Source organism: Campylobacter concisus (assembly GCF_902460545.1).
In the GTDB taxonomy this organism is placed as follows: domain Bacteria; phylum Campylobacterota; class Campylobacteria; order Campylobacterales; family Campylobacteraceae; genus Campylobacter_A; species Campylobacter_A concisus_AE.
In genome coordinates this window covers 12,160-33,533 of record NZ_CABPUE010000005.1, presented here as the reverse complement: position 1 = coordinate 33,533, position 21,374 = coordinate 12,160, and the positions used below count along the sequence as shown (strand labels likewise).

The window sequence follows — 21,374 nt, the reverse complement described above, 5'->3', positions numbered from 1 at the left end:
TTTAGCTCCATTTTTCTTCTAGTTTTTTTGATAGTTTTGAGACTGGATAGCAGATCGCAAAATATAAAAAGAATATGAGCGTGTATATCCAAAATGGCGCCATAGGATTTGTAAATACATTTCGCTCGATGATCTGCTGGCCGACCTTGACGACCTCTACAACGCCGATTAAAACGACGATAGAGGTTGTTTTTATCATACGGCTTAGTAAATTTACAGCTCCAGGCACAAGTCTTCTAGTAGCAAGCGGGATGATGACGTGAGAGTAAATTTGAAATTTACTAAGCCCAAGCGAGGCAGCTGATTCAAATTGATGTTTTGGTATTGATGTTATTGCGCCACGCACGATGTCCATCATTTCAAAAATTCCCCACAAGCTAAAGACGATGAGTGAGGCTGTAAATGCTGAAATGTGAATATCAAACGCCTTACTGACACCAAAATAAAATAAAAATAGCCAAACAATCTGAGGCATTATGCGAACGATTTCTAGGCAAATTTTTAAAATAAGATAGATAAATTTGTTTTTCATACTCATAAGCACGCCAAGCACTAAGCCACCGATTATAGAGATAAAGATAGAGATAAATGAAATTTCTGTGCTAATGACTAGACCGTCAAAGAGTCTTAGTAAATTTTGCGTGTCAAATAATATACTAACTCCTTGCATTTCTCACCCTTTTTTCGACATAGCTAAGCACCAGCGAGACTGGTAAAATGATGATGAGATAGCTAATTACTAGCATAAAAAGTGCCTCATCTGTCTTGTAATAAAGCCCGATAAGATCCTTTGCGACGTAAACTAGATCAGCAAGTGCCACGATGCTAACGATGCTTGTCTCTTTTAGTAAAAAGATAATATTTGCACTAATGCTTGGCACCGCTACACTAAATGCTTGAGGCAGGATAACATATCTTAGGAGCTGATTTTTGCTAAGTGCGATGCTAAGTCCCGCTTCTATCTGCGACTTTCTAACCGCCTCAAAGCCAAGTCTAAAGCTCTCACTCATGTAACTACCACCAAGAAAGCTAAGCCCAGCGACCGCACAGGCAAAGCCGCTCATCGACACCCCAAGCTTTGGCAAGCCATAATATAAAAAGAAAAGCTGTATAAGAAGTGGCGTATTTCTTGAGAGCTCGACGTAGCAGTCAATCACTTTTGATAGAAATTTTAGCTTGTAAAATTTTACAGCCATACAAAAAATACCGATCAAAATAGAAAAAACGATCCCTAAAAAGGCAATCTCACAGGTAAGCACTCCGGCCTTAACATAAAGCGGATAAAATTTCTCAATAAACTCAAAATCCATAAAACTTTAATCCAATCTGAAAAATGGAGTTATTTTATCTTATAATCATAAATTTAAAACTAATTAGATATGATCTTGCTTTAAATTTAAGCTTGCAAAAAGGATAAAATTTGATCGATCTTTTTCAGATCATTGGCTTTTTAGGGATGATTTGCATCGTGATGGGCTACTTTTTACTTCAGATCGGCCGCCTAAATAGCCGCGATCTAGCCTATCAGATAATAAATTTAGCAGGTGCGGTGCTACTTATCATCTCGCTTTTTGTGCACTTTAACCTTGGCTCATTTTTGATAGAGGTTTTTTGGATATTCATTACGATTTATGGAATTTATAAAATTTATAAGGAGAGAGCGTGAGAGCTTACGCAGAGTGGGAAGAGCAGGAGCTTTTGTTTTTATCACTGCCACATAGTAAGAGCGACTGGGCACCTTATTTAGAGGAGATTTTGGCGGGTTATGAGGAGCTTGTGGCTGCTGTTACGCCCTATGAAAAGGTGGTGCTCATCTGCCCTGATGAGGCAAATTTTGATAGATTTAAGAAATTTAAAAATGTAGAGTTTGTAAAGCTTGAGACTGACGATACTTGGATCAGAGACTACGGCATGATTGACGTTTATGCTGAAGATGGCGTAAAGAGCTACGACTTTAAATTTAACGCTTGGGGTGGTAAATTTAAGAGCTCAAAAGATGATGCCCTAAATTTAGAACTAGCTAAAATTTACAAAACTAAGCTTGAGCCAGTTGATATGATACTAGAGGGTGGAAGTATCGAGTTTAACGGAGATGGCGTACTTTTAACCACCTCAAAATGCTTGCTAAATGAAAATAGAAATAAATCTCTTAGCAAAGAGCAGATCGAGGAGAAGCTAAAGAGTTTGTTTGGCTTAAAGCGTATCATTTGGCTTGAAAATGGCTTTATAAAGGGCGATGACACAGATAGCCACATCGACACTTTAGCGCGTTTTATCACGCCTGATACTATCGCTTACGTAGCTTGCGATGACAAGAGCGATGAGCACTTTGAAGAGCTAAAAAGGATGGAGGATGAGCTTAAAAAAACTGGCTTTAAGCTGCTTGCTCTGCCGCTTCCTAAACCTAAATTTTATGATGGTAAAAGGCTTGGTTGCACCTATGCAAATTTCATCTTTATAAATGGTGCCTTGATCGTGCCAACATATAACGACGAAAACGATGAAAAGGTACTAAATTTACTTACCAAGGTACTGCCAGATAGAAAGATCATCGGTGTAAATTCGCTAGTTTTTGTCCGTCAAAATGGCTCGCTTCACTGCTCAAGCCAAAATAGATACAAAAGGTTTTAGCCTTGTCAAGTCCGTTTGATTATGAGTTTAACCGCATAAATAAGCAGGAGTGCACGCAGGGCGAAAATAAGGCTGTTATCGCAGCTGGAGCTTGCGCTTTTTTACTCGCACTTGTGAAATTTACAGCTGGGCTTTTTAGCGGCTCGGTTGCTGTACTTGGCTCGGCGATTGACTCGATGCTTGATTTTATCGTCTCGCTTTTAAATTTATTTGCACTTAGAAAGTCAAGAAAGCAAGCCGATGAGAGATTTAACTTTGGCTACACAAAGCTAGAGGCCTTGGCAGCGCTATTTGAGTGTGCCATCATCGTGGCTGCTGCTGGATATATATTTTATGAGAGCGTTAAGAAATTTAGCGAGCCAAATTTAGAGATAGACCTTGGCCTAAGCCTTGGTGTGATGGTGTTTTCAGTCGTGGTGACGCTATGTTTGGTGCTATTTTTAAACCAAATTTCTAAAAAAAGTGGAAACCTTATCATAAAAGCAGACGCGCTGCACTATAAGATCGACCTTTTTAGCAACCTTGCTGTCATTATTTCGCTTCTTGTCATTAAATTTAGCGGATTTGTGATGATAGATGCGATCTTTGGTATCTTGATAAGCGGCTACATCGCTCAAAGCGCTATAAATTTAGGTAAAGACGCCTTTGGTATCTTGCTAGATCACGCAGCAAGCCCTGAGGTCACAGATGAGATCATCAAGATGATAAAGGCAAAGCAGAGAATTTCTGATTTTCACTACCTAAACACAAGACAGAGCGCAAATACCATATTTTTAACGCTGCATTTAGTTTTTGACAAAGATATCTCGCTTTACGACGCGCACGAGGTGGCCGACTCGCTTGAGGCTGAGATAAGAGAGAAATTTAAGGAATTTTCGTGGCAGATAACCACGCATTTAGACCCATACAACGACAAAGAAGGGAAATGAGATGAAAGTAGCACTACTTCAACAAGAATTTAAAGGCACAAAAGAGGCGACTATCGCAAAGACGCTTGAGCTAATCGCCGAGGCAAAAAAAGGTGGCGCTGATCTAGTTGTTTGCCAAGAGCTGCACCAGACGCAATACTTTTGCCAAAGCGAGGATACAAATTTCTTTGATCATGCAAACGACTGGCAAGAAGATGTCGCTTTTTGGGGCAGGGTTGCAAAAGAAAATAGCGTAGTTTTGGTCACTTCGCTTTTTGAAAAGAGGGCTGACGGACTTTATCACAACACCGCCTTTGTCTTCGAGCGTGACGGCAGTGTGGCTGGCAAATACCGAAAAATGCATATCCCTGATGATCCTGGATTTTACGAGAAATTTTACTTCACGCCTGGCGACATTGGCTTTGAGCCAGTTGAAACTAGCCTTGGTAAGCTTGGCGTTTTGGTCTGCTGGGATCAGTGGTATCCAGAGGCAGCAAGGCTAATGGCGCTAAAAGGGGCGAAAATTCTCATCTATCCAACGGCTATTGGCTGGTTTGAGGGCGATAACGAGGATGAAAAGTCAAGACAGCTTGAAGCGTGGGTGGCAGTGCAAAGAGGTCACAGCGTGGCAAATGGCCTGCCAGTGGTCGCAGTAAATCGTGTGGGCTTTGAAAAAGATGATAGTGGCGTGATGGATGGGATAAAATTTTGGGGAAATAGTTTTGTTTTTGGGCCACAAGGCGAGCAGCTTTTCCGTGCAAATAGCACAGATGAGCTATGCAAGATCGTTGAGATAGACATGAAAAGAAGCGAAGAAGTGCGTAGAATTTGGCCATTTTTAAGAGATCGCAGGATCGATGCCTACGCAAATATCACAAAAAGATTTATCGACTAAATTTAGAGCTAGAATTTCTAGCTCTTTTAAAATGTAAATTTCTTATCTACAATTCGAACTATCCTGCTACCAAGCCTTTTTGCCTGCTCTTCATTGTGTGTGGTGATGATGATAGTGTATCTTTGCGACAAGCTTTTTAAAAGCTCCTCTATGATCAAGACATTTTTCATATCAAGCGATGAGCAAGGCTCGTCAAGCATGAGCACTTCAGGTTTTGTAGTTAGCATCCTTGCGATGCAAAGTCTTTGCTTTTGACCGCCAGAGAGCTTGTTAGCTGGCATATCTAGGTCACTTATTTCACCTAGTAAATTTACGCTTTTAAGTAGCTCTTCTACTCTTTTTTGCTTATCTTTTATGCTGCCCTCGTAAAATTCCATCGCATAGGTCAAATTTCTTTCTACACTAAAAGGAAAGAGTGTGGCGTCTTGAAAGAGTATGGCTAGCTTTCGTCTTAGCCAAATTTCGCCCTTGTTTTTGATATTTTCACCTTTAAATAGTATCTCTCCGCTATATCTGCCGCCCTTTTGCTCCAAAAAGCCATTTAGCGCTGATAGAAATGTCGATTTACCACATCCTGAGCTACCCATTAGGCAGATGATCTCGTTTTCGGCGATGTTTAAATTTAGATCTTTTAAAATTTCATTATCTTGATAAAAGATACTAAGATCTTTTATGTTTAAAATATTTAGCAAGTTTCTCTCCTATATCAAATAAAACTACGGCTGAAAGCAGGTGCAAAATGATCAGTATAAAAATGAGTACGAGCGCTGTGGCGTAGGCATTTTGCGTTGCGACTGACTGGCTTAGGAGCATATGCAGGTGAAAAGGCAGTGCCATGACCGGCGAGAGTAGCCCTTCGGCCTTTGCCATGAAGACGACTCCAGTTAAAAGTAGCGGCGCAGTTGCCCCTATGGCGTAGCTGCCAGCTAGTATTAAAATAGATATTATATTTTTTCTAATAGTTGGCAAAACAAGCTTTCTAGCCATAAAATTTTTATCAACGCCAAGCGCAAAGCTATCTCTTAACATCTTTTCATCTATCTGCGAGATCACCTTTTCAACGCTTACTTCAACAAATGGAAAGACCATCAAAGCAAGCGTAATGCTAGCTGTTAGCAGGCTCTTTGGGATATCAAGGCTAACGATAAAAAGCCCATAAACAAACATCCCAAGCAAGATAGAAGGTATCGAGGCCATCGTTTGGATGATAAATTTAAGCCCAAGCTTTATCGCGCTAGAGGTGCAGTAAATTTGCCTATAAATGGCGCAGCTAACGCCAAGAAGCGCAGAAAATATCATAGATAGTATCATCAGTAAAAATGAGCCTATGATGGCGTCTTTTATGCCGCCACTCTCACCTAAATTTAAACCTTGCGGGTTTTTGGTAAGAAAGTCTAAATTTATCTGAGAGATGCCATTTGCAAAGATGAAATAAAATATCCAAAATATCACCGCAACCACTATAAATACGCAAAGATAAGCATAAAATTTGACTAGATGATCTTTAAAAGCGTTCATTGTTTTTCTCAAATTTAAAGATAAAAATATTTAGCATAAATATAAAAATAAGCAGGATAAATCCGCTTGCGATAAGAGCGTGATAGTGCAAGCTGCCAGCCTCGCTCATGCCCATTTCAAGGGCTATTAGAGATGGTATGGTCTGAGCTTTTGAGAGCAGGTGCGGAAAAAGCGGGGTGTTGCCTATGACCATCATCACAGCCATTGTCTCGCCAGCTGCCCTTGAAAATGCCAGTATAAAGCCTAAAATACTAGCTTTTATGGATTTTCTAAAAATGATTTTTCTTATAAAATATCCAGTGCTTACGCCAAGCGCGTCTGAGTTTGTTTTGAAATTTTGTTTTAGCAGACCCACGCTTTGGAGCAAGTGCGAGGTAAAAAAGGGCAGTATCATGACGCTAAGGATGAGGCTAGCTGCTAAGACTGACTCGCCAGCGGACATTTTTAGCCCTGACTCTAAAATTTTTACAACCGTGTAAAGCGCGAAAAATCCATAAATGATAGAGGGTATACCAGCTAGTATCCGTATCATCCAGTCTAGCGTATGCCTAAGCCAGGCGCTCGCAAAAAAGCATATAAATATAGTAACGCCAAGCGAGATAAAAAATGAAAATATGCAAGCTAAAAACGCAACTGCAAAATTTGCGACTAGGATATTAAATAGTCCAAAGCTAAAAGGCTCTGTGCTAACGTCCCAGTCGCCATTTAGTAAGAAGTCAAAGAGGCTTACTTCTGTAAAGAAACTCGTGGAATTTAGCAGTAAAAACCCCACGAGTAAAAGCAAAAGCATGGCGGATAAAAGTGTGAAAAGATATATCGCGCCTTTAAAAATTTGCCTTGTCATTGGCTATTTTACTGGTATAAATCCCATTTTTTCGATAGTCTTTTGACCTTCGGCTGAATTTAACACATCAACAAAAATTTGCTCGCTCTTGCTTAGATCGCCACTTTTTACGATGATGAGCGGGCGAGAGATGTAGTATTTGCCATCAACTATATTTTTAACAGTTGGCTCCACGCCATCAACGTTTAGCGGTATTAGCTTGCCTTTGTTTTGGTTTGTGATACCAAAAGAAGCGTAGCCAATAGCGTTTTTATTTTCGATGATCTTTGAGACAAGCGCGCCCATTGATGGTGATTGGATGACGTTTTTGCTAACTTTGACATCTTTCATGATCTTTTTTTGAAATACCTCGTGAGCACCGCCGCCAAGATCTCTTGTAACTACGACTATTTCGTCATTTGGTAGGGATTTGTCAAGGTCGCTCCACTTTTTATACTCGCCTGAGAAAATTTTGACGATCTCATCTTTGCTTAAATTTCCGCCCTTTAGTTTTATCACCTCATTTTCTGGATTTACAGCTACGCAAAGTGCGTCTATGCCAAGCGTATAGGCTTTCATATCTTTGATCTTTGCTTTTTCGCTATCTTTTATATCGCGAGCTAGCATGCCAAAGTCAGCTACATGATCAAGCACGGCTTTTACACCAGCGCCTGAGCCACCAGCTGAGACGAAAATGGTGATATTTTTGTTTGGCAAAGCACTATCTACTTTGTCCCAAGTTTCGTACTTTTCGATAAAGTCGGTTGAAATTTTAGCAATAACTGGAGCTAGAGTAGATGAGCCACTAAAGCTAACTTGCGTTTTTTCGTCCGCACCAGAAGCGAAATTTAGAGATAAAAGCAGCATTGAAGCGGCCAACATAAGTGATTTTTTCATAAAAACCTCCAAAATTTGATTGTTATTAACATTTGTAAAAGCTATTGATTAGTTGTAAATTTGCAACAGTTTTTCTAAAACTTAGAACTGTGGTGGATTATACAATAAAAAATGATATTTAAATAGCCGGTTTATAAATTTTATTTTGGCTGATAAAGAAATATAAATTTAATCTTAAGAAAATATTTTTTTAAGTCTTGATTGTGTAGAATGGTTGCAACTTTACTAAAACGGCATGAAAATATCATATCAAATAAGGTAAAAAGCTAAATTTATAGAATAAAATAGCCTTAAATTTCTTGAAAGGATCTTAGATGAAAACTACTTCTTTGGCACTTGCTGGCTTGCTTTTAGCAACAACTCTTTCAGCAAAAGAATTTATCAGTATCGGTACTGGCGGCATGACAGGCACTTATTATCCGATAGGTGGAGCGATTTGCCGTTTAGCAAACAAAAATACTAATGTAAAATGCTCGGTCCAATCAACTGGCGGCTCAGTCTATAACGTGAATAACGTCCTCAAAAAAGAGCTTACATTTGGCTTTGTTCAAAGTGATGTCGTTTATGATAAATATAACGGCACTGGCAAATTTGACGGAGCAAAAGATGAAAATTTACGCTCAGTAGTTGCGATCTATCCTGAGCTTCTTGCATTTGTCGTGGCAAAAGATAGCGGTCTTACAAGCGATCTTTCTTCATTTACAGGCAAAAAATATAACGTCGGAAACCCAGGCAGTGGCAACGAAGTGAGCACACTTGAAGTCTTCAAAGCAAAGGGCTTTGATGTTAAAAATTTAGGCTACCGTGGTGTTTTAACAGTTGGCGAATGCCCACACGCACTAAAAGATAAAAAGATAGACGGATATAGCTTTGTCGTCGGCCACCCAACAGCAAACATCACTGACGCTGCGACATCTTTGCCTATCGATATCCTAAACATCGAAGGTAGCGAGATCGATAAACTTCTTGCAGAGAAGCCATACTTTGCAAAAGGTGTGATACCAAAAGGCTCGTATGACGGCGTAGATCATGATGTAAACACTATCGGCGTAAAAGCTGTTTTGGTAACCAATAAAGACACAAAAGATGAGGCCGTAAAAGCTGTTATAAAAGCTATTTTAGACAACTTTGATGAGTATAAAACTCTTCACCCAGCGCTAAAATCAGTCAATAAAGAAGATCTTGTCCAAGGTCTTTCAGCTCCACTTCACCCAGCTGCAGAGGCTGCATTTAAAGAGGCTGGTATCTTAAAATAATCCACTTCCAGGGGCTTTTGCCTCTGGATAAAATTTAAATATGCAAATTCTTTTAAATTTATATATTTAAATTTTAAAGGAGAGAGATGAACGAAGTCAAAGACAACGAAGAACAATTTGTCGAAGTAAAAACAAGGGAGATAAATAGCAATTTTTACAACTATTTCATTGCGATCGTATGCTTTTCTTGGTCAGTTTTTCAGCTTTATATAGCTTATTTTCCGCTTAATACAAATATTTCGCGCTCGATACACTTAGCCTTTGCAGTTGGTCTTGTATTTTTGCTTTATCCAGTCACTTTTCATAAAAAGGCACATTCTAGTTTGCCATTTTACGATCTAGTTTTTTGTGTGGCAGGCGTTGTTGCTGTGCTTTATCCAGCGGTTTATTTTTATGAACTAGCTGATAGGACAGGGGACTACATAACACAAGATATCGTAATATCGTTTTTGGCGATCATTGTCTTGCTCGAGGCTGGCAGGCGTGTCATGGGACCAGCACTTCCAATTATTTGTATATTATTTTTGATATATGATCACTTTGGTCCTTATATGCCAGACATCATCGCTCATCAAGGTGCCAGCTTTGAAAAGATCGCAGGCCATATGTTTTTAACGACTGAGGGTATCTTTGGTGTGCCTATCGGAGTTAGCGTTAGTTTTATCTATCTTTTTGTTCTTTTTGGCTCATTGCTTGAGAGGGCAGGTGCTGGACAATACTTCATAAATTTAGCTTTCTCACTTCTTGGAAAATATAGAGGTGGCCCAGCCAAAGCCTCGGTCATCGCAAGTGGTCTAACTGGCATGGTTTCAGGCAGCTCCACAGCAAATGTTGTAACAGTTGGTACATTTACCATACCACTTATGAAAAAAGCCGGTCTTTCACGCACAAAAGCTGGAGCCATTGAGGTCGCTGCTGGCGTAAATGGCCAGCTTATGCCTCCTATCATGGGCGCGGCTGCTTTTATCATCGCTGAGTTTTTGGGCATGACATATACAAATGTTATGATGGCAGCGATTATCCCAGCGTTTGCGTGCTATTTGTCGCTATTTTTTATCGTTCATTTAGAGAGCGTGAAGCTTGGCTTAAAAGGTATAAATCAAAGCGAGTTTCACTCAAGATTTAAAATTTTTGTAAGCGGACTTCACTATATAACTCCGATTTTGATTTTGCTTTATACGCTATTAATCGCAAAAGAATCGGCCATCGCTGCGGCATTTAATGCGATTGGATTTTTATTTTTAATAATGATCTTTCAAGAGCCGGTTAAAAAACTAGCAAGTGGCGAAAAAGTTGGAATAAATGATGTGTTAATAGGCTTTGAAGATATATTTTGGGCGATGGTTGCAGCCGCAAAAAGTATGACAACGATCGCTATAGCAACCGCACTTGCAGGTATTATCGTGGGCTCTATCTCTTTAACTGGCCTTGGCCAAGTACTTTCAGATCTAGTTGAGCTACTTGCTGGTGATAATATAGTTATGATATTGCTTCTTACTGCGATGATGTCACTTATACTAGGAATGGGTCTTCCAACGACGGCAAATTACATCGTAGTTTCAAGCCTTGTGGCACCTGTTATTTTATTTTTGGCGCACAAAAATGGCTTTTTGATCCCAGCCATTGCTGTGCATCTTTTTGTCTTTTACTTTGGAATTTTAGCTGATGACACGCCACCAGTTGGCATCGCAGCTTATGCAGCAGCTGGTATCGCCAAAGCGAATCCTATAACCGTTGGCGTTCAAGGATTCTTTTACGATCTAAGAACGGCGATCTTGCCATTTGCCTTTTTCTTTAACAACAAACTTATGCTAATAGAAAGCGTAAACGAGGGCGACCCGCTTGATTCAAAAGGAATAGTCTGGATGAGTAATCCGCTTGAAATTTTACTTGTCTTTGGTATGGCGATCGTGGGAATGTTTGCTTTTTCAAGCTTACTTCAAGGCTACTATGTCACAAAGCTTAGGATCTGGGAGCGTATTCTTTTGATCCCTGTTGTGCCACTAGCTCTTGTACCAAATATATGTGTGAAATTTAATCTTATATCAAACGAATACACTGCTTATATCGTAGCTGCTGTACTTTATGGGTTTGTTTTTATGACTCAATGGGGCATTAAAGATAAACCACTTGATCAAATAAAAATAATCTAATCTTAGGCAAGAGTACTCTTGCCTAAATTTCTAATGTAAATTTTTAGAGCTACTTTTGTATTTTGAGTAATTCCTATTTAAAATAAGTGTTTTTGGATTTTTTTGTTTTAAGAAATTTTTAGGCTCGTAAGCCTAAAAATTATAGTTGTTTTGAGCGTCTTAGATCGCCTGCAAATTCGCAAGACATCTTATCGCCTAATTCGCAGCCTTTTACTAAAAATTCATAAGCTTTTTTAAATTCTTTAGCTTCTATTAAGATAGAACCTACCATCTCGCAAGAATATCCATCATTCTTCTCACAAGCTTTATTAAAAAGTTCTCTTGCTTTTTGCGACTCAGTATTTAGATAAAGTCCACCAGCTGCCGAACAACCTTCAACCTCACCAGCTTCGCAAGCTTTATTATAGTACTCTAAAGCCTTGCTTGGATTAGGTAGAGCTGTTTTTCCTAGTTGGTAAATCGCTCCAACTTTTACGCAAGATTTTACATCATTTGCCAAACATCCTGCTTCAAATTTAGCCAAAGCTTCTTTAAAATTTGAACCAGCATACGCTTTTAAGCCATCTTCAAAATCGCCTGCGAAAGCACAAGTAGCTAAAAGCGAAACAAGAATCATTTTTTTCATTTAAATTTCCTTTTATAAAATTTCTCGCAATTTTATCATATTAAATTTACACTTACTTGATGAAAAATCATTACGCTTTTAAAATTTGCTCTTGCTTTCTATAATCAGGCATGATTTTTTCTATAAAATCGTAAAAGCTTTTTTGATGATGCGGATAGAGTAGGTGTGTTAGCTCGTGAAGAACGACGTAGCGCACGGCTGAGAGTGGCTTTTCTATGAGTCTTAGGCTTAAGTTTATGTAGCCTTTTTTGTGATTGCAGCTGCCCCAGCGAGTTTTGCTATTTCGTATGACGATGCGCTTGATTGGCTTATTTATAAAAGGCTGAAAATGGCTCACAAGCTCTAAAAATAGCTCTTTTGCTCTTGTTTTTTTAAAACACTCAAGGCTTTTTAAATTTGGAGTAAAGACAAACTCGCCATCAAAAAATGGCTCTTTAAAATTTTCATCAAATTTTATCTTATAAACTTGCCCAAGAAATTTTATTTCATCATCTTTTGGTAAATTTGCAAGAGCTTTTTTGTAAGTATTTTCAATCCAAATTCTGTGCATCTCAAGAAAGCTAAGAGCCATCTTTTGTGTGCTGTAAAATGGCATAGATAGCGTGATCTTAGCATCTTTGCCAACTCTTAGACGCATGGATTTTACATTTGTTTTAAAATTTATTAAAACGCTTAGCCCATAAAAGTCTAAATTTATGCTCTTTTGCTTTAAACTAGGCGTTTTTCTTGCCATTTTTTGCTTCTCCAACGCCACGTATTTGCAAGGCCTCTTAGCCACTCATCAGCACAAAATCCTATCCAAACGCCGATAATTCCCCAGCCAAGATAGATACCTAAAAAATATCCAAGTGGCAGCGAAAGCCCCCACATAAAGATAAGCCCGGTTGCTAGTGGAAATTTTGCGTCGCCGCTTGCACGAAGGGCATTTACGATGACTATGTTAAAGGTTCTGCCCGCTTCAAGAAATATCGAAAGTGTAAAAAGCGGTAGCATGATCGCACGTAAATTTTCATTTAAATTTAGTGCGTCCATGATTTGATACTTTAGTGTATAAGCTATAAGCACGACTACAAGCGTTATAAAAACTCCAAGTCTTAGCGCTCTAAATGTCCTTGTGTAGGCCTCGTTAAACTCGCTTGCTCCAACTAAGTGTCCTACAATGACCTCGTTTGCCACGCTAATGCTTGCTCCACAAAGCAAGATAAGAAGCGTTATCTGAAAGTAAATAGTCTGCACGCTAAGGCTAGCCTCGCCCATGCTTGCCACAAAGCCAAAAGCGACCATGTATTGCGCCATCCAGAGTAAATTTTCGCCTGCGCTTGGAAGGCCAATTGAGAGGATTTTCTTTAAAATTTCAAATGGTACGACAAGTAGCTTTTTAAAATAAATTTTAACTTTTGCCACGCGAGTGAGCATGTAAAGTAGGACAAAAACGCCTATTAGCCTGCCCACAAATGTCGAGATAGCGACTCCTTGTAGGCCTAAATTTGGTAGATTAAACCAGCCAAAAAGGGAGATAGCATTGCCTAAAATCGTAATTACGTTCATTAAAACCGAAGTTAGCATAACAGCGGTTGCTAGGTTATAAACACGAAGTACTGCAGCTAGCACCATGCCGATACCGTCAAAAAGTAGGGCAAAGCCAAGGATGTGAAGATATGAGAAGCTATCATTTATAAGCTCTTTTGGCACATTTAGTAAGTTTAAGATGTTATAGCCAAAGACGTAGATGACGATAGCTGAGAAGATACCAAAGAGCGTATTTGACGTGATACTTGCGTGTATGACGTTTGAAGCAAGATCGTTCTTTTTAGCTCCCAGTGCTTGAGCTACGACGACTGAACAGCCAATACTTAGGAAGTTAAAAATGGTCATAAAAAGATCCATTACTTGATTGCCAGCACCCATTGCACCAACTAGATGCACACTCACTTTTGCCACCATGTAGGTGTTGATGATGAGCGTAATAAAGTGTAAAAACATATCTAAAAATATCGGAACTACGAGTTTTCTCATAGATAAATTCATTAAGTTTTCCTTAATTATTTTAAAAATTTTGGCGATTATAGCCAAAATTAGGTTTTAGCTCCCTTTTGATATAATCGCAAAAAATTTAAAAATGAGAGAAAAATGGCATTAATCGACCTGATAGACGTAAGTAAAAAATTCGGCGCAAATGAAATTTTAAATGGTGTAAATTTTAGTATAAATGAAAATGAAAAGATCGCAATAATCGGTAAAAATGGCAGCGGTAAGAGCACGCTGATGAAGATCATCTCTGGTGAGGTGGCAGCAGATAGCGGCAGACGGATAGTGCAAAACCTAATAAGTGTCGAAATGCTGGCACAAAATCCAAACTTTAACGCCACGTTTAGCGTGAGAGAAGCGCTAAATAACGAGCTAAAAGAGATATTTGACGCGATAAGTGAGTATGAAAAAAGTGGAGTCTTGCTAGCAAATGACCCTGAAAACAAAGAAATTTTAAAAGAACAAGAGAGACTTTTAAAATTTATAGAGGCAAAGGATGGCTGGAATATCGAGCACAAGATCGAGCGAATTTTGCAAGAATTTAAACTAAAAGAGTATGAAAACAGGCCTATTTGCTCGCTAAGTGGCGGCGAGATCAGACGCGTGGCACTGGGTGCTCTCATCCTTAAAAAGCCTGATGTCTTGCTACTTGACGAGCCGACAAACCACCTTGATGTTTACATGGTCAAATTTCTTGAAGATATGCTAAAGGGCTCAAATCAAAGCATAGTTTTTATAAGCCACGATAGGTATTTTATCGATGCGCTGGCAACTAGGTGCGTTGAGGTCGAGGAGGCTGGGCTTAGAAGCTTTGATGGTGGATATGCAAACTATCTAACAAAAAAAGAGGAAATTTTAGCAAGCCTTGCAAAGTCGCATGAAACGCTACTAAAGCAGCTAAAAGCTGAAGAGGAGTGGCTAAGGCGCGGAGTAAAAGCTAGACTAAAACGAAATGAAGGCAGAAAAGAGCGAGTGCTCGCCATGCGCGAAGAGGCTAAGAAAAATCCAGGTGTGATAAGGCGCGTGAGGCTTGAGCTGGAGCGTGCGAGTAAAAATTTCAACCAAACGCAGAGCCAAAACCGCAAAAAAATGCTCTTTGAGTTTAAAAATTTAAGTAAAAGTATAGACGGCAAGGTGCTTTTTGAAAAATTTGACGCAAGGGTCTTACAGGGCGAGAGGATCGCCATAGTCGGACGAAACGGTAGCGGTAAAAGCACGCTGCTTAAAATTTTGCTAGGGCTTGAAAAGCCAAGTAGCGGCGAGATAAAAAGAGGCGAGGTAAGTATTGGCTACTTTGATCAAGCTAGAAATGTCCTTGATGATGACAAGAGTCTAATAGAGACATTTTGTCCAAATGGCGGCGATCACGTGCTGATTCGTGGGCGAAATATGCACGTCTATGGCTATCTTAAAAATTTCCTCTTTCCAAAGGAATTTTTAGATAAAAAGATAGGCGTTTTAAGTGGCGGCGAGAAAAACCGTGTCGCACTTGCGATGCTTTTTACTAAAACTTACGATGTGCTGGTGCTTGACGAGCCGACAAACGACCTTGATATCGCAACTATCAACATCTTAGAGGACTACTTGCAAAGCTTTGAGGGAGCTATCTTGCTAGTTAGCCACGATAGATATTTTGTCGATAAGATGGCAAACAAACTTTGGGCATTTGAGGGCTCAAAGATAAATGTCTTGCATGAAGAGTATAGCGTCTATTTGGAGCTTGAAGATGAGCTAAAAGAGCTTGATAAATTTGAAAAAGAGCTCTCAAATAGCCAAAATGAAGCCAAACAAAAGAGCAAAACCGGCGTAAAGCTAAGCTACAAACAAACACAAATTTTAAATACATATCCAGATAAAATTTCAACCCTTGAAGCAAGAGTGACCGAGCTAAACGAGGGGCTTAGCGATCCAAAAATTTATCAAGAAGTGGGACTAACTAAGCTTTATGAAGAGCTTGAAAGTGCAAAAGCTGAGCTTGAAAGCCTAGAAAATGAGTATTTTGAAGTGCTTGAGATCGCCGAGGAGCTAGAGTAGCTTGAAAAAGATCGGTAGGATAAGCGCGCTAAATACGAGAGTTGTTAGACAAAATTCTGTTGTAAGCCTTAGCATTATCGTTGATAAAATGAGGTTTAGTGAGACATTTTCGCCTAAAATATATAAATATGAAGTGGGCGATCTAGTCCAGATAAAATATAAGAGGGTTGGATTTTTAAATAAGATAGAGACCATTAGGCTAATCGCAAAAAGCAGCGAAGAGTCAGGGTTTTTTGCAAGGATTACAAATTTGATCTTCATGCTTGGTTGTTTTTATTTTTGCTTTATTGCGTTAGTTTTTATTTATTATGGGGTTACGTTGGAATTTAATATTATTAGGCTTACTATTACATTAGCAGCCGCTTGTTTTTTGTTTTTGATGGGTAAATTTGCATATCTTAAGTTTTTGATATTTAGATATTTTATATTTGGATAGAACTTTGAAATTTAAATATATGAAAGGTTTGCGGCTTGATGAGGTCGCTAAATTTGTTTGAAATGGGGCTAAAATGCTAAAAAAACATCCGCTAATCTCTGTAGTGATAGCTATTGTTGTGATATTTTTTGCTACCTACTTTTTTATCTTTGGGTTAGTTTCTATTTTAGATGACGACATTGGCGATAGTAAAGAGTTAAATAATAGCTTTTTTTACGTCAAAGATGACAAAGTCTATGCTATGGTGCCAAGTGGCGGTAAATTTGAGCTAATAGGCGTGAGGGCCAGCAAATTTAGATACATTGACACCGGCAAATACGACAACAGAAACGTTGGCTCTAGCGATGAGGCGGTATATTGTGGCAATCTCGTGATGAGCGGGCTTGATCCAAATGGCGTTAGAGCGCTTGGCAATGGCTATTTTGGTGATGGCAAGATAACATATTTTTGCGATAGCGTAAGCGAGACGAACCTCGAAATATCCGCACTTAAAGAGTTTTGGGACATCGTCTCACATAAAATGTTTGATACGCCAAAAGCGCAAACTCATATCTATAAATTTAGACAGGTTGATAACGCTAATTTAGCTGCGATCTTGGGCTTTGGCTATGCAAGCGACGGAGTAAAGGTCTATCATGAGGGCAAAGAGCTAGAGGGCGCAAATGCCAGCAAAATGCGATACATCGAGCAGGCATCTGGCAGAAAGAGCGTGCATTTTACGACTGACGGAGAAAATGTCTATTATGACAGCACAAAACTAGGGATCAAATTTAGCCCGCAAATGCGTGATATCGGCGAGATATGGCGCATTCACTATCTTTATGAGCCAAATTCTGGCATGGTCTATGCAAACGATCACGAATTTGACCCACAATTTGCCCCATACGAGCCACTTTTTAACCTAAAAGATGAGCACTCCTATCATGCTCTTTTTCGTGGCAAAGGCGGTATCTATCACTGGGAGCGAAAGTGGCAGTGGTATAACAGCATAGATGAGGGCGAGTTTGTAAGAGATGGAGACGATCCTTTTAAAGGCGAGATAACGCCGCTATATGGTGATGTGGTGATAAGTGATGGCAAGACATATTTTCTAAAAACCTATGAAATTTGGCACAACACGAAAAATGATCACAGCCTAAGCTCACGCCACACTTGCATCGTAAGGCTTGATACAAAAGAGCAGTGGCGAAAGATAGGGCTTGTAAGAAACGATGGCTACGGAGCGGTTTATGCAAACGGAGATAAGACATATTATTTTGATAACGTCGGCTACGGCTGGCATTTTAACAGCAGCGTTTATGATATAAACGACCTTGGCGTGGTTGAAATTCTCACTCGTCCTTATGGCCCAAATGTTAAGAATTTAAAACTTGATGAGATAGTAAAAATGGTAGATCAAGGCGCTATGACGCCAGCTGATGGTGAGGTGGTGATCGATGCGATAAGCGACTTTGATGATTACTCGCAAAAATATGCCTACTGGATATTTCTTGCCATTGCATTTGTGGCCTCGGTAGTTGGCGCTATTTTTAAAAATAAAAAGCAAGCAAACAAGCTTAAAAAAAGGGTAGATGATTATAGATTATGAGAAAAATTGCGACTAAGATACTTTATCTTTTTGTCATTTTGACACTATTTTTTGTTTTGGCTATGCTTTATCTGTGGCGTGAGGGCGAGTATCAAAGAGGCTTTGCAAACATTGATAGTAGCGAGTTTTACCGCTCGCCTGAGGGTAAAATTTATGTTCAAATTTCAGGCAGTGGCAAGTATGAGCTAAAAGGAGTTGATGAGGCTAGTTTTAGGGTCTTAAAGCTAAAACACGCATATGATTACTCAAATGTGGCGGCTGATAAAAACAGTGTCTATTGCGCTAGAGAAATTTTACCTGATCTTGATCCAAACAGCACCAAAGTGCTTGGCAATGGCTATATAAGTGATGGCAAGATAAGCTATTATTGCAGTTCTAGAAGCGAGAAAAAGGCGGGATTTAACGAATTTATCGCCATTATGAAAAGCGTCACTCACGTCTTTATAAAAAGCTACGATGATAGCTCATATTTTTATAGGACAAAGCTGGTTGAAAGCACAAATTTAGAGCCTATATTTGACGCTGGCTTTGCAAGAGATGGTGACACGCTTTACTACAAGGGCGAAAAGCTTGACGCAGATCCTAGTGAGCCAAGATACATCACGGCAGAAAACGGCGCTCCTAGCGGATATTACACAGACGGCAAAAGCCTATTTATGGGCTTTTATAGGCTTGATGCAAGCTACTCAGATGAGACGCGCCGGATATGCTACGATGCTAAGCATGACATAGAATATCTTTTTGAGCCAAAAAGTGGGGCGGCGTTTGCAAATGAGCGTAAATTTAGCGCTCAAAATATGCCTTATAGCGCCATTTATAGCGTGGATAACGTGCACTCGTTTTGGCCTCTTTTTGCCAGCAAAGATGGAATTTACTTTTGGGATAGCACGAAAAACGAGCAGGCTAAAATTTCAGACTACCAGCTAAAAGGCGAGCTAAAAAGGCTCTATGCTGACATTTTTGTAGATGAGAGCTTGGCGTATTTTTTACAGCAGGGCGAAGAGTGGCGGCGCTCAAAGCACGGCAGGCACTTAGAGGCGCAAACGGTCTCTTTATATAAATTTGCCCCAAGCTTCTCTTGGCGTGAGATAGGGCTGGTAAAAGATGGCGAGTATGGCGCAGTTTATGCAAATGGCAAGAAGGTCTATTTTTTTAGCAAGATAAAGCCATTTTATGGCATAAAGCATAGCGTTTATGAGGTGGCGGATCCTGGTGTCATAGAAATTTTAACAAGAGCGTCTAAAGAGCTTAGCGCAAAAGATATCAGCGGTATGATAAAGCGTGGCGAGCTAGTGGAGACAAGCGGCGAAGAGGTCGCAAGATCGAGGATAGAGTATGACTCGCCAAAGATCATTTTGTATATCACATTTGGCATCGCTTTTGTCGTCATAGTGCTAATAACTCTTGCAAAACTAAAGAGAGATAAAAGCGACTTGAGATAAATTTCAAAGTAGCTATTTTTGGTGGCTAAAGCTTAAAATTTCATAAAAAATTTAAGTAGTAAATTTGACCTATTTACTCTTTTTTGTTAGTTTGGAAGGAAGCTGAAATTTACAAAAAGGAGAAAAATGTTTAAATTTCAAAGATCAAAATTTAACAACTCGGTATTTATCCCATCGCTTGTTGTCATAGTTTTAATAACAGCATTTGCAGCGATATTTCCAAATTTCTCAAATGAGTTTTTTAAAGGCATGCAAAACTACATCGCGGCCAAATTTGGCTGGTTTTACATCCTGGCCGTCGCCGTCATACTGCTAAGCGTCATCATTCTTGGCTTTAGTAAGCTTGGCGAGATCAAGCTAGGAGCTGATCACGTAAAGCCAGAGCACAAAAATATTTCGTGGTTTTCTATGCTTTTTGCCGCTGGCATGGGCATAGGTCTAGTATTTTTTGGTGTGGCCGAGCCGCTCATGCACTATCTAAACCCACCAGTTGGCGACGCGCAAACTATCGCAGCGCAAAAGCTTGCGTTGAATATCACATTTTTTCACTGGGGCATGAGCGCATGGTCAGTTTATGCTATCGTAGCGCTAATTCTAGCCTTTTTCTCGTATAGACACGGCTTGCCACTAACGCTTAGATCGGCGTTTTATCCGATCATCGGAGATAAAATTTATGGCAAGATAGGTAGCGCCATCGATACATTTGCCGTCGTGGCGACCCTTTTTGGCGTGGCGACATCGCTAGGATACGGCGTGCTTCAGGTAAATGCTGGCCTTACGCACGTTTTTGGCCTGCCAACCATGCACATCACGCTTCTAATAGTGCTTTGTTTTGCAGCTACTATCTCAGCGGCAAGTGGTGTCGATAAGGGCATCAAAATCTTGTCAAACGCAAATATCGCGCTAGCTATATGTTTTATGTTTTTGATACTATTTTTGGGCGATACGACGCAGCTTCTAAAGTCGTTTGTGCAAAACAGCGGCGACTACATCTCTACGCTCATCTCAAATACATTTAACCTCTACGCCTACGAGAGGCAAAACGAGAGCTGGCTTGGCGGCTGGACGCTGCTATACTGGGCTTGGTGGCTATCTTGGTCGCCGTTTGTGGGGCTTTTTATAGCTAAAATTTCAAAAGGCAGAACGATCAGAGAATTTGTGATCGGCGTGCTTCTCGTGCCAACTGGCTTTACCTTTGCTTGGATGAGCTTTTTTGGTAACTCAGCGATTGCGCTTGTTCAAAATGGCTTTAGCGAGCTAGCAACGACTGTAAATTCCGACTCAGCCTCAGCACTTTTTATGTTTTTAGAAAAATTTAGCTTCTCAGGTGTGCTAAGCGTGATCGCAGTCTTTATGATCGTCATATTTTTCGTGACTTCTGCAGACTCTGCGGCGATCGTTATGAATATGCTTTGCTCAAACGGCAAGGACGATACGCCGGTTTGGCAAAAGGTCTTTTGGGGCGTTACAGTGGGCGTTGTGGCGGCATTTTTGATGCTAGCTGGCGGTCTTGGTTCACTTCAGGCACTTACGATCACGACTGCGCTGCCATTTTCCATAGTGCTACTTGGCGCCATTTACGGGCTATTTAAGGCGTTACGTGTGGATCTAACCAAAAAAGAGACAAATAACTTTAGCAACATGCCTATTAGTGATCTTTCAAAGCCGTGGCAAGAACGTCTAAGTGCGATCATCACGCTGCCAGGCAAGAAAGATGGCAAGAAATTTTTAAACGAAGTCGTGCTAAAAGCTTTTAATGAGCTAAAAGAGGAATTTGCTAAAAACGGCCTTGAAGCAAAGGTCACAAATGGCGAAAATTTTGTAAATTTAAATGTCGGACTTGGCGACGAGATGGACTTTAGATATGGCGTCTATCTCACTAAGAGCCATAGTCCAGACTACACCAGAGAGCTTGACGGCGACGATCTTTACTACAGGGCCGAGGTCTATCTAAAAGAGGGCGGTCAAGACTACGACGTGCTTGGCTGGAGCGAAGCTACGCTGATAAACGACGTCATCGAGCAATACCGCAAACACATGCAGTTTTTACACGTCGTGAGAGAGTAAATTTGAGTGAAATTTGCCTAGAATTTGAAAATTTCTAGGCAAATTCTAAATTTTACTCACTCGTTATCGTTTG

20 protein-coding genes are annotated in these 21,374 nt (G+C 39.9%); 11 read left to right on the top strand and 9 right to left on the bottom strand.

Features of this window, described 5'->3' with window-relative positions; genetic code table 11:
* Window position 1: 1 nt before the first annotated feature.
* Together FZ949_RS04640 and FZ949_RS04635 are read right to left on the bottom strand one after the other, a co-directional pair.
* Window positions 2-670 (bottom strand): amino acid ABC transporter permease, encoded by a 669-nt coding sequence (locus tag FZ949_RS04640; RefSeq protein WP_103580110.1) that lies wholly within the window; start codon window positions 668-670, stop codon window positions 2-4.
* On the bottom strand, window positions 657-1,310 hold the full coding sequence (locus FZ949_RS04635) for an amino acid ABC transporter permease (RefSeq protein ID WP_054196811.1): 654 nt from the start codon (window positions 1,308-1,310) through the stop codon (window positions 657-659). The genes FZ949_RS04640 and FZ949_RS04635 overlap by 14 nt, the downstream gene beginning before the upstream one ends.
* A 110-nt stretch (window positions 1,311-1,420) precedes the next feature.
* On the opposite strand from FZ949_RS04635, the gene FZ949_RS04630 reads away from it, so the two are divergent.
* The 4 genes from FZ949_RS04630 to FZ949_RS04615 are packed head-to-tail and all read left to right on the top strand — an operon-like array spanning window position 1,421 to window position 4,434.
* Complete coding sequence (locus FZ949_RS04630; RefSeq protein WP_084110060.1) at window positions 1,421-1,666, top strand: CBU_0592 family membrane protein; 246 nt, start codon at window positions 1,421-1,423, stop codon at window positions 1,664-1,666.
* Entirely contained in the window at window positions 1,663-2,631 is a 969-nt protein-coding gene (locus FZ949_RS04625; protein WP_148790186.1) for an agmatine deiminase family protein, read from the top strand. Before FZ949_RS04630 ends, FZ949_RS04625 begins: the two co-directional genes overlap by 4 nt.
* A 2-nt stretch (window positions 2,632-2,633) precedes the next feature.
* Window positions 2,634-3,560, top strand: a complete 927-nt coding sequence (locus FZ949_RS04620; RefSeq protein WP_148790185.1) for a cation diffusion facilitator family transporter — start codon at window positions 2,634-2,636, stop codon at window positions 3,558-3,560.
* A gap of 1 nt (window position 3,561) precedes the next feature.
* Entirely contained in the window at window positions 3,562-4,434 is an 873-nt protein-coding gene (locus FZ949_RS04615) for a carbon-nitrogen hydrolase (RefSeq protein WP_107953307.1), read from the top strand.
* Between the two features lie 26 nt (window positions 4,435-4,460).
* On the opposite strand, the gene FZ949_RS04610 is transcribed toward FZ949_RS04615, so the two are convergent.
* Genes FZ949_RS04610 through FZ949_RS04595 form a run of 4 tightly spaced genes read right to left on the bottom strand, consistent with a single transcriptional unit; the run spans window position 4,461 to window position 7,672 of the window.
* The gene (locus FZ949_RS04610) at window positions 4,461-5,126 is read right to left on the bottom strand and encodes a phosphate ABC transporter ATP-binding protein (protein WP_148790184.1); all 666 of its coding nucleotides are present in this window, start codon (window positions 5,124-5,126) and stop codon (window positions 4,461-4,463) included.
* The gene (locus FZ949_RS04605; protein ID WP_148790183.1) at window positions 5,095-5,952 is read right to left on the bottom strand and encodes a PstA family ABC transporter permease; all 858 of its coding nucleotides are present in this window, start codon (window positions 5,950-5,952) and stop codon (window positions 5,095-5,097) included. The genes FZ949_RS04610 and FZ949_RS04605 overlap by 32 nt, the downstream gene beginning before the upstream one ends.
* Window positions 5,939-6,796: a PstC family ABC transporter permease gene (locus FZ949_RS04600; RefSeq protein ID WP_148790182.1), complete on the bottom strand. Its 858-nt coding sequence runs from the start codon at window positions 6,794-6,796 to the stop codon at window positions 5,939-5,941. Before FZ949_RS04600 ends, FZ949_RS04605 begins: the two co-directional genes overlap by 14 nt.
* 3 nt (window positions 6,797-6,799) lie before the next feature.
* Complete coding sequence (locus FZ949_RS04595; RefSeq protein ID WP_103579874.1) at window positions 6,800-7,672, bottom strand: phosphate ABC transporter substrate-binding protein; 873 nt, start codon at window positions 7,670-7,672, stop codon at window positions 6,800-6,802.
* Between the two features lie 314 nt (window positions 7,673-7,986).
* On the opposite strand from FZ949_RS04595, the gene FZ949_RS04590 reads away from it, so the two are divergent.
* Both FZ949_RS04590 and FZ949_RS04585 read left to right on the top strand, forming a co-directional pair.
* Entirely contained in the window at window positions 7,987-8,928 is a 942-nt protein-coding gene (locus FZ949_RS04590; protein WP_103579875.1) for a TAXI family TRAP transporter solute-binding subunit, read from the top strand.
* An 86-nt stretch (window positions 8,929-9,014) separates the two neighbouring features.
* A complete protein-coding gene (locus FZ949_RS04585; RefSeq protein ID WP_103579876.1) occupies window positions 9,015-11,081 on the top strand; it encodes a TRAP transporter permease in 2,067 nt (688 codons plus the stop codon).
* A gap of 139 nt (window positions 11,082-11,220) precedes the next feature.
* On the opposite strand, the gene FZ949_RS04580 is transcribed toward FZ949_RS04585, so the two are convergent.
* The 3 genes from FZ949_RS04580 to FZ949_RS04570 all read right to left on the bottom strand — a co-directional run bounded on the left by FZ949_RS04580 (window position 11,221) and on the right by FZ949_RS04570 (window position 13,734).
* Entirely contained in the window at window positions 11,221-11,706 is a 486-nt protein-coding gene (locus FZ949_RS04580; protein ID WP_148790181.1) for a tetratricopeptide repeat protein, read from the bottom strand.
* Between the two features lie 70 nt (window positions 11,707-11,776).
* The gene (locus tag FZ949_RS04575) at window positions 11,777-12,439 is read right to left on the bottom strand and encodes a M48 family metallopeptidase (RefSeq protein WP_180998586.1); all 663 of its coding nucleotides are present in this window, start codon (window positions 12,437-12,439) and stop codon (window positions 11,777-11,779) included.
* Window positions 12,415-13,734, bottom strand: a complete 1,320-nt coding sequence (locus FZ949_RS04570; protein ID WP_148790180.1) for an MATE family efflux transporter — start codon at window positions 13,732-13,734, stop codon at window positions 12,415-12,417. Before FZ949_RS04570 ends, FZ949_RS04575 begins: the two co-directional genes overlap by 25 nt.
* Before the next feature lie 102 nt (window positions 13,735-13,836).
* Between FZ949_RS04570 and abc-f the strand changes: the two genes are divergently transcribed.
* The 5 genes from abc-f to FZ949_RS04545 all read left to right on the top strand — a co-directional run bounded on the left by abc-f (window position 13,837) and on the right by FZ949_RS04545 (window position 21,301).
* Window positions 13,837-15,768, top strand: coding sequence for a ribosomal protection-like ABC-F family protein (abc-f, locus tag FZ949_RS04565; protein ID WP_103579880.1), 1,932 nt, complete (start codon window positions 13,837-13,839; stop codon window positions 15,766-15,768).
* A 1-nt stretch (window position 15,769) separates the two neighbouring features.
* Window positions 15,770-16,204, top strand: a complete 435-nt coding sequence (locus FZ949_RS04560; RefSeq protein ID WP_103579881.1) for a hypothetical protein — start codon at window positions 15,770-15,772, stop codon at window positions 16,202-16,204.
* Window positions 16,205-16,277: 73 nt separating this feature from the next.
* On the top strand, window positions 16,278-17,792 hold the full coding sequence (locus tag FZ949_RS04555) for a DKNYY domain-containing protein (RefSeq protein WP_103579882.1): 1,515 nt from the start codon (window positions 16,278-16,280) through the stop codon (window positions 17,790-17,792).
* Window positions 17,789-19,234 (top strand): DKNYY domain-containing protein, encoded by a 1,446-nt coding sequence (locus tag FZ949_RS04550; RefSeq protein ID WP_148790179.1) that lies wholly within the window; start codon window positions 17,789-17,791, stop codon window positions 19,232-19,234. Before FZ949_RS04555 ends, FZ949_RS04550 begins: the two co-directional genes overlap by 4 nt.
* Window positions 19,235-19,360: 126 nt before the next feature.
* Complete coding sequence (locus FZ949_RS04545) at window positions 19,361-21,301, top strand: BCCT family transporter (RefSeq protein WP_148790178.1); 1,941 nt, start codon at window positions 19,361-19,363, stop codon at window positions 21,299-21,301.
* Window positions 21,302-21,374: the final 73 nt, after the last annotated feature.

What these genes read in the sequence shown, in the direction of transcription:
- FZ949_RS04640 (WP_103580110.1), bottom strand. Translation starts at nt 670, where the DNA reads ATGCAAGGAGTTAGTATATTATTTGACACGCAAAATTTACTAAGACTC.
- FZ949_RS04635 (WP_054196811.1), bottom strand. Translation starts at nt 1,310, where the DNA reads ATGGATTTTGAGTTTATTGAGAAATTTTATCCGCTTTATGTTAAGGCC.
- FZ949_RS04615 (WP_107953307.1), top strand. Translation starts at nt 3,562, where the DNA reads ATGAAAGTAGCACTACTTCAACAAGAATTTAAAGGCACAAAAGAGGCG.
- FZ949_RS04605 (WP_148790183.1), bottom strand. Translation starts at nt 5,952, where the DNA reads ATGAACGCTTTTAAAGATCATCTAGTCAAATTTTATGCTTATCTTTGC.
- FZ949_RS04600 (WP_148790182.1), bottom strand. Translation starts at nt 6,796, where the DNA reads ATGACAAGGCAAATTTTTAAAGGCGCGATATATCTTTTCACACTTTTA.
- FZ949_RS04595 (WP_103579874.1), bottom strand. Translation starts at nt 7,672, where the DNA reads ATGAAAAAATCACTTATGTTGGCCGCTTCAATGCTGCTTTTATCTCTA.
- FZ949_RS04590 (WP_103579875.1), top strand. Translation starts at nt 7,987, where the DNA reads ATGAAAACTACTTCTTTGGCACTTGCTGGCTTGCTTTTAGCAACAACT.
- FZ949_RS04585 (WP_103579876.1), top strand. Translation starts at nt 9,015, where the DNA reads ATGAACGAAGTCAAAGACAACGAAGAACAATTTGTCGAAGTAAAAACA.
- FZ949_RS04580 (WP_148790181.1), bottom strand. Translation starts at nt 11,706, where the DNA reads ATGAAAAAAATGATTCTTGTTTCGCTTTTAGCTACTTGTGCTTTCGCA.
- FZ949_RS04575 (WP_180998586.1), bottom strand. Translation starts at nt 12,439, where the DNA reads ATGGCAAGAAAAACGCCTAGTTTAAAGCAAAAGAGCATAAATTTAGAC.
- FZ949_RS04570 (WP_148790180.1), bottom strand. Translation starts at nt 13,734, where the DNA reads ATGAATTTATCTATGAGAAAACTCGTAGTTCCGATATTTTTAGATATG.
- abc-f (WP_103579880.1), top strand. Translation starts at nt 13,837, where the DNA reads ATGGCATTAATCGACCTGATAGACGTAAGTAAAAAATTCGGCGCAAAT.
- FZ949_RS04555 (WP_103579882.1), top strand. Translation starts at nt 16,278, where the DNA reads ATGCTAAAAAAACATCCGCTAATCTCTGTAGTGATAGCTATTGTTGTG.
- FZ949_RS04550 (WP_148790179.1), top strand. Translation starts at nt 17,789, where the DNA reads ATGAGAAAAATTGCGACTAAGATACTTTATCTTTTTGTCATTTTGACA.
- FZ949_RS04545 (WP_148790178.1), top strand. Translation starts at nt 19,361, where the DNA reads ATGTTTAAATTTCAAAGATCAAAATTTAACAACTCGGTATTTATCCCA.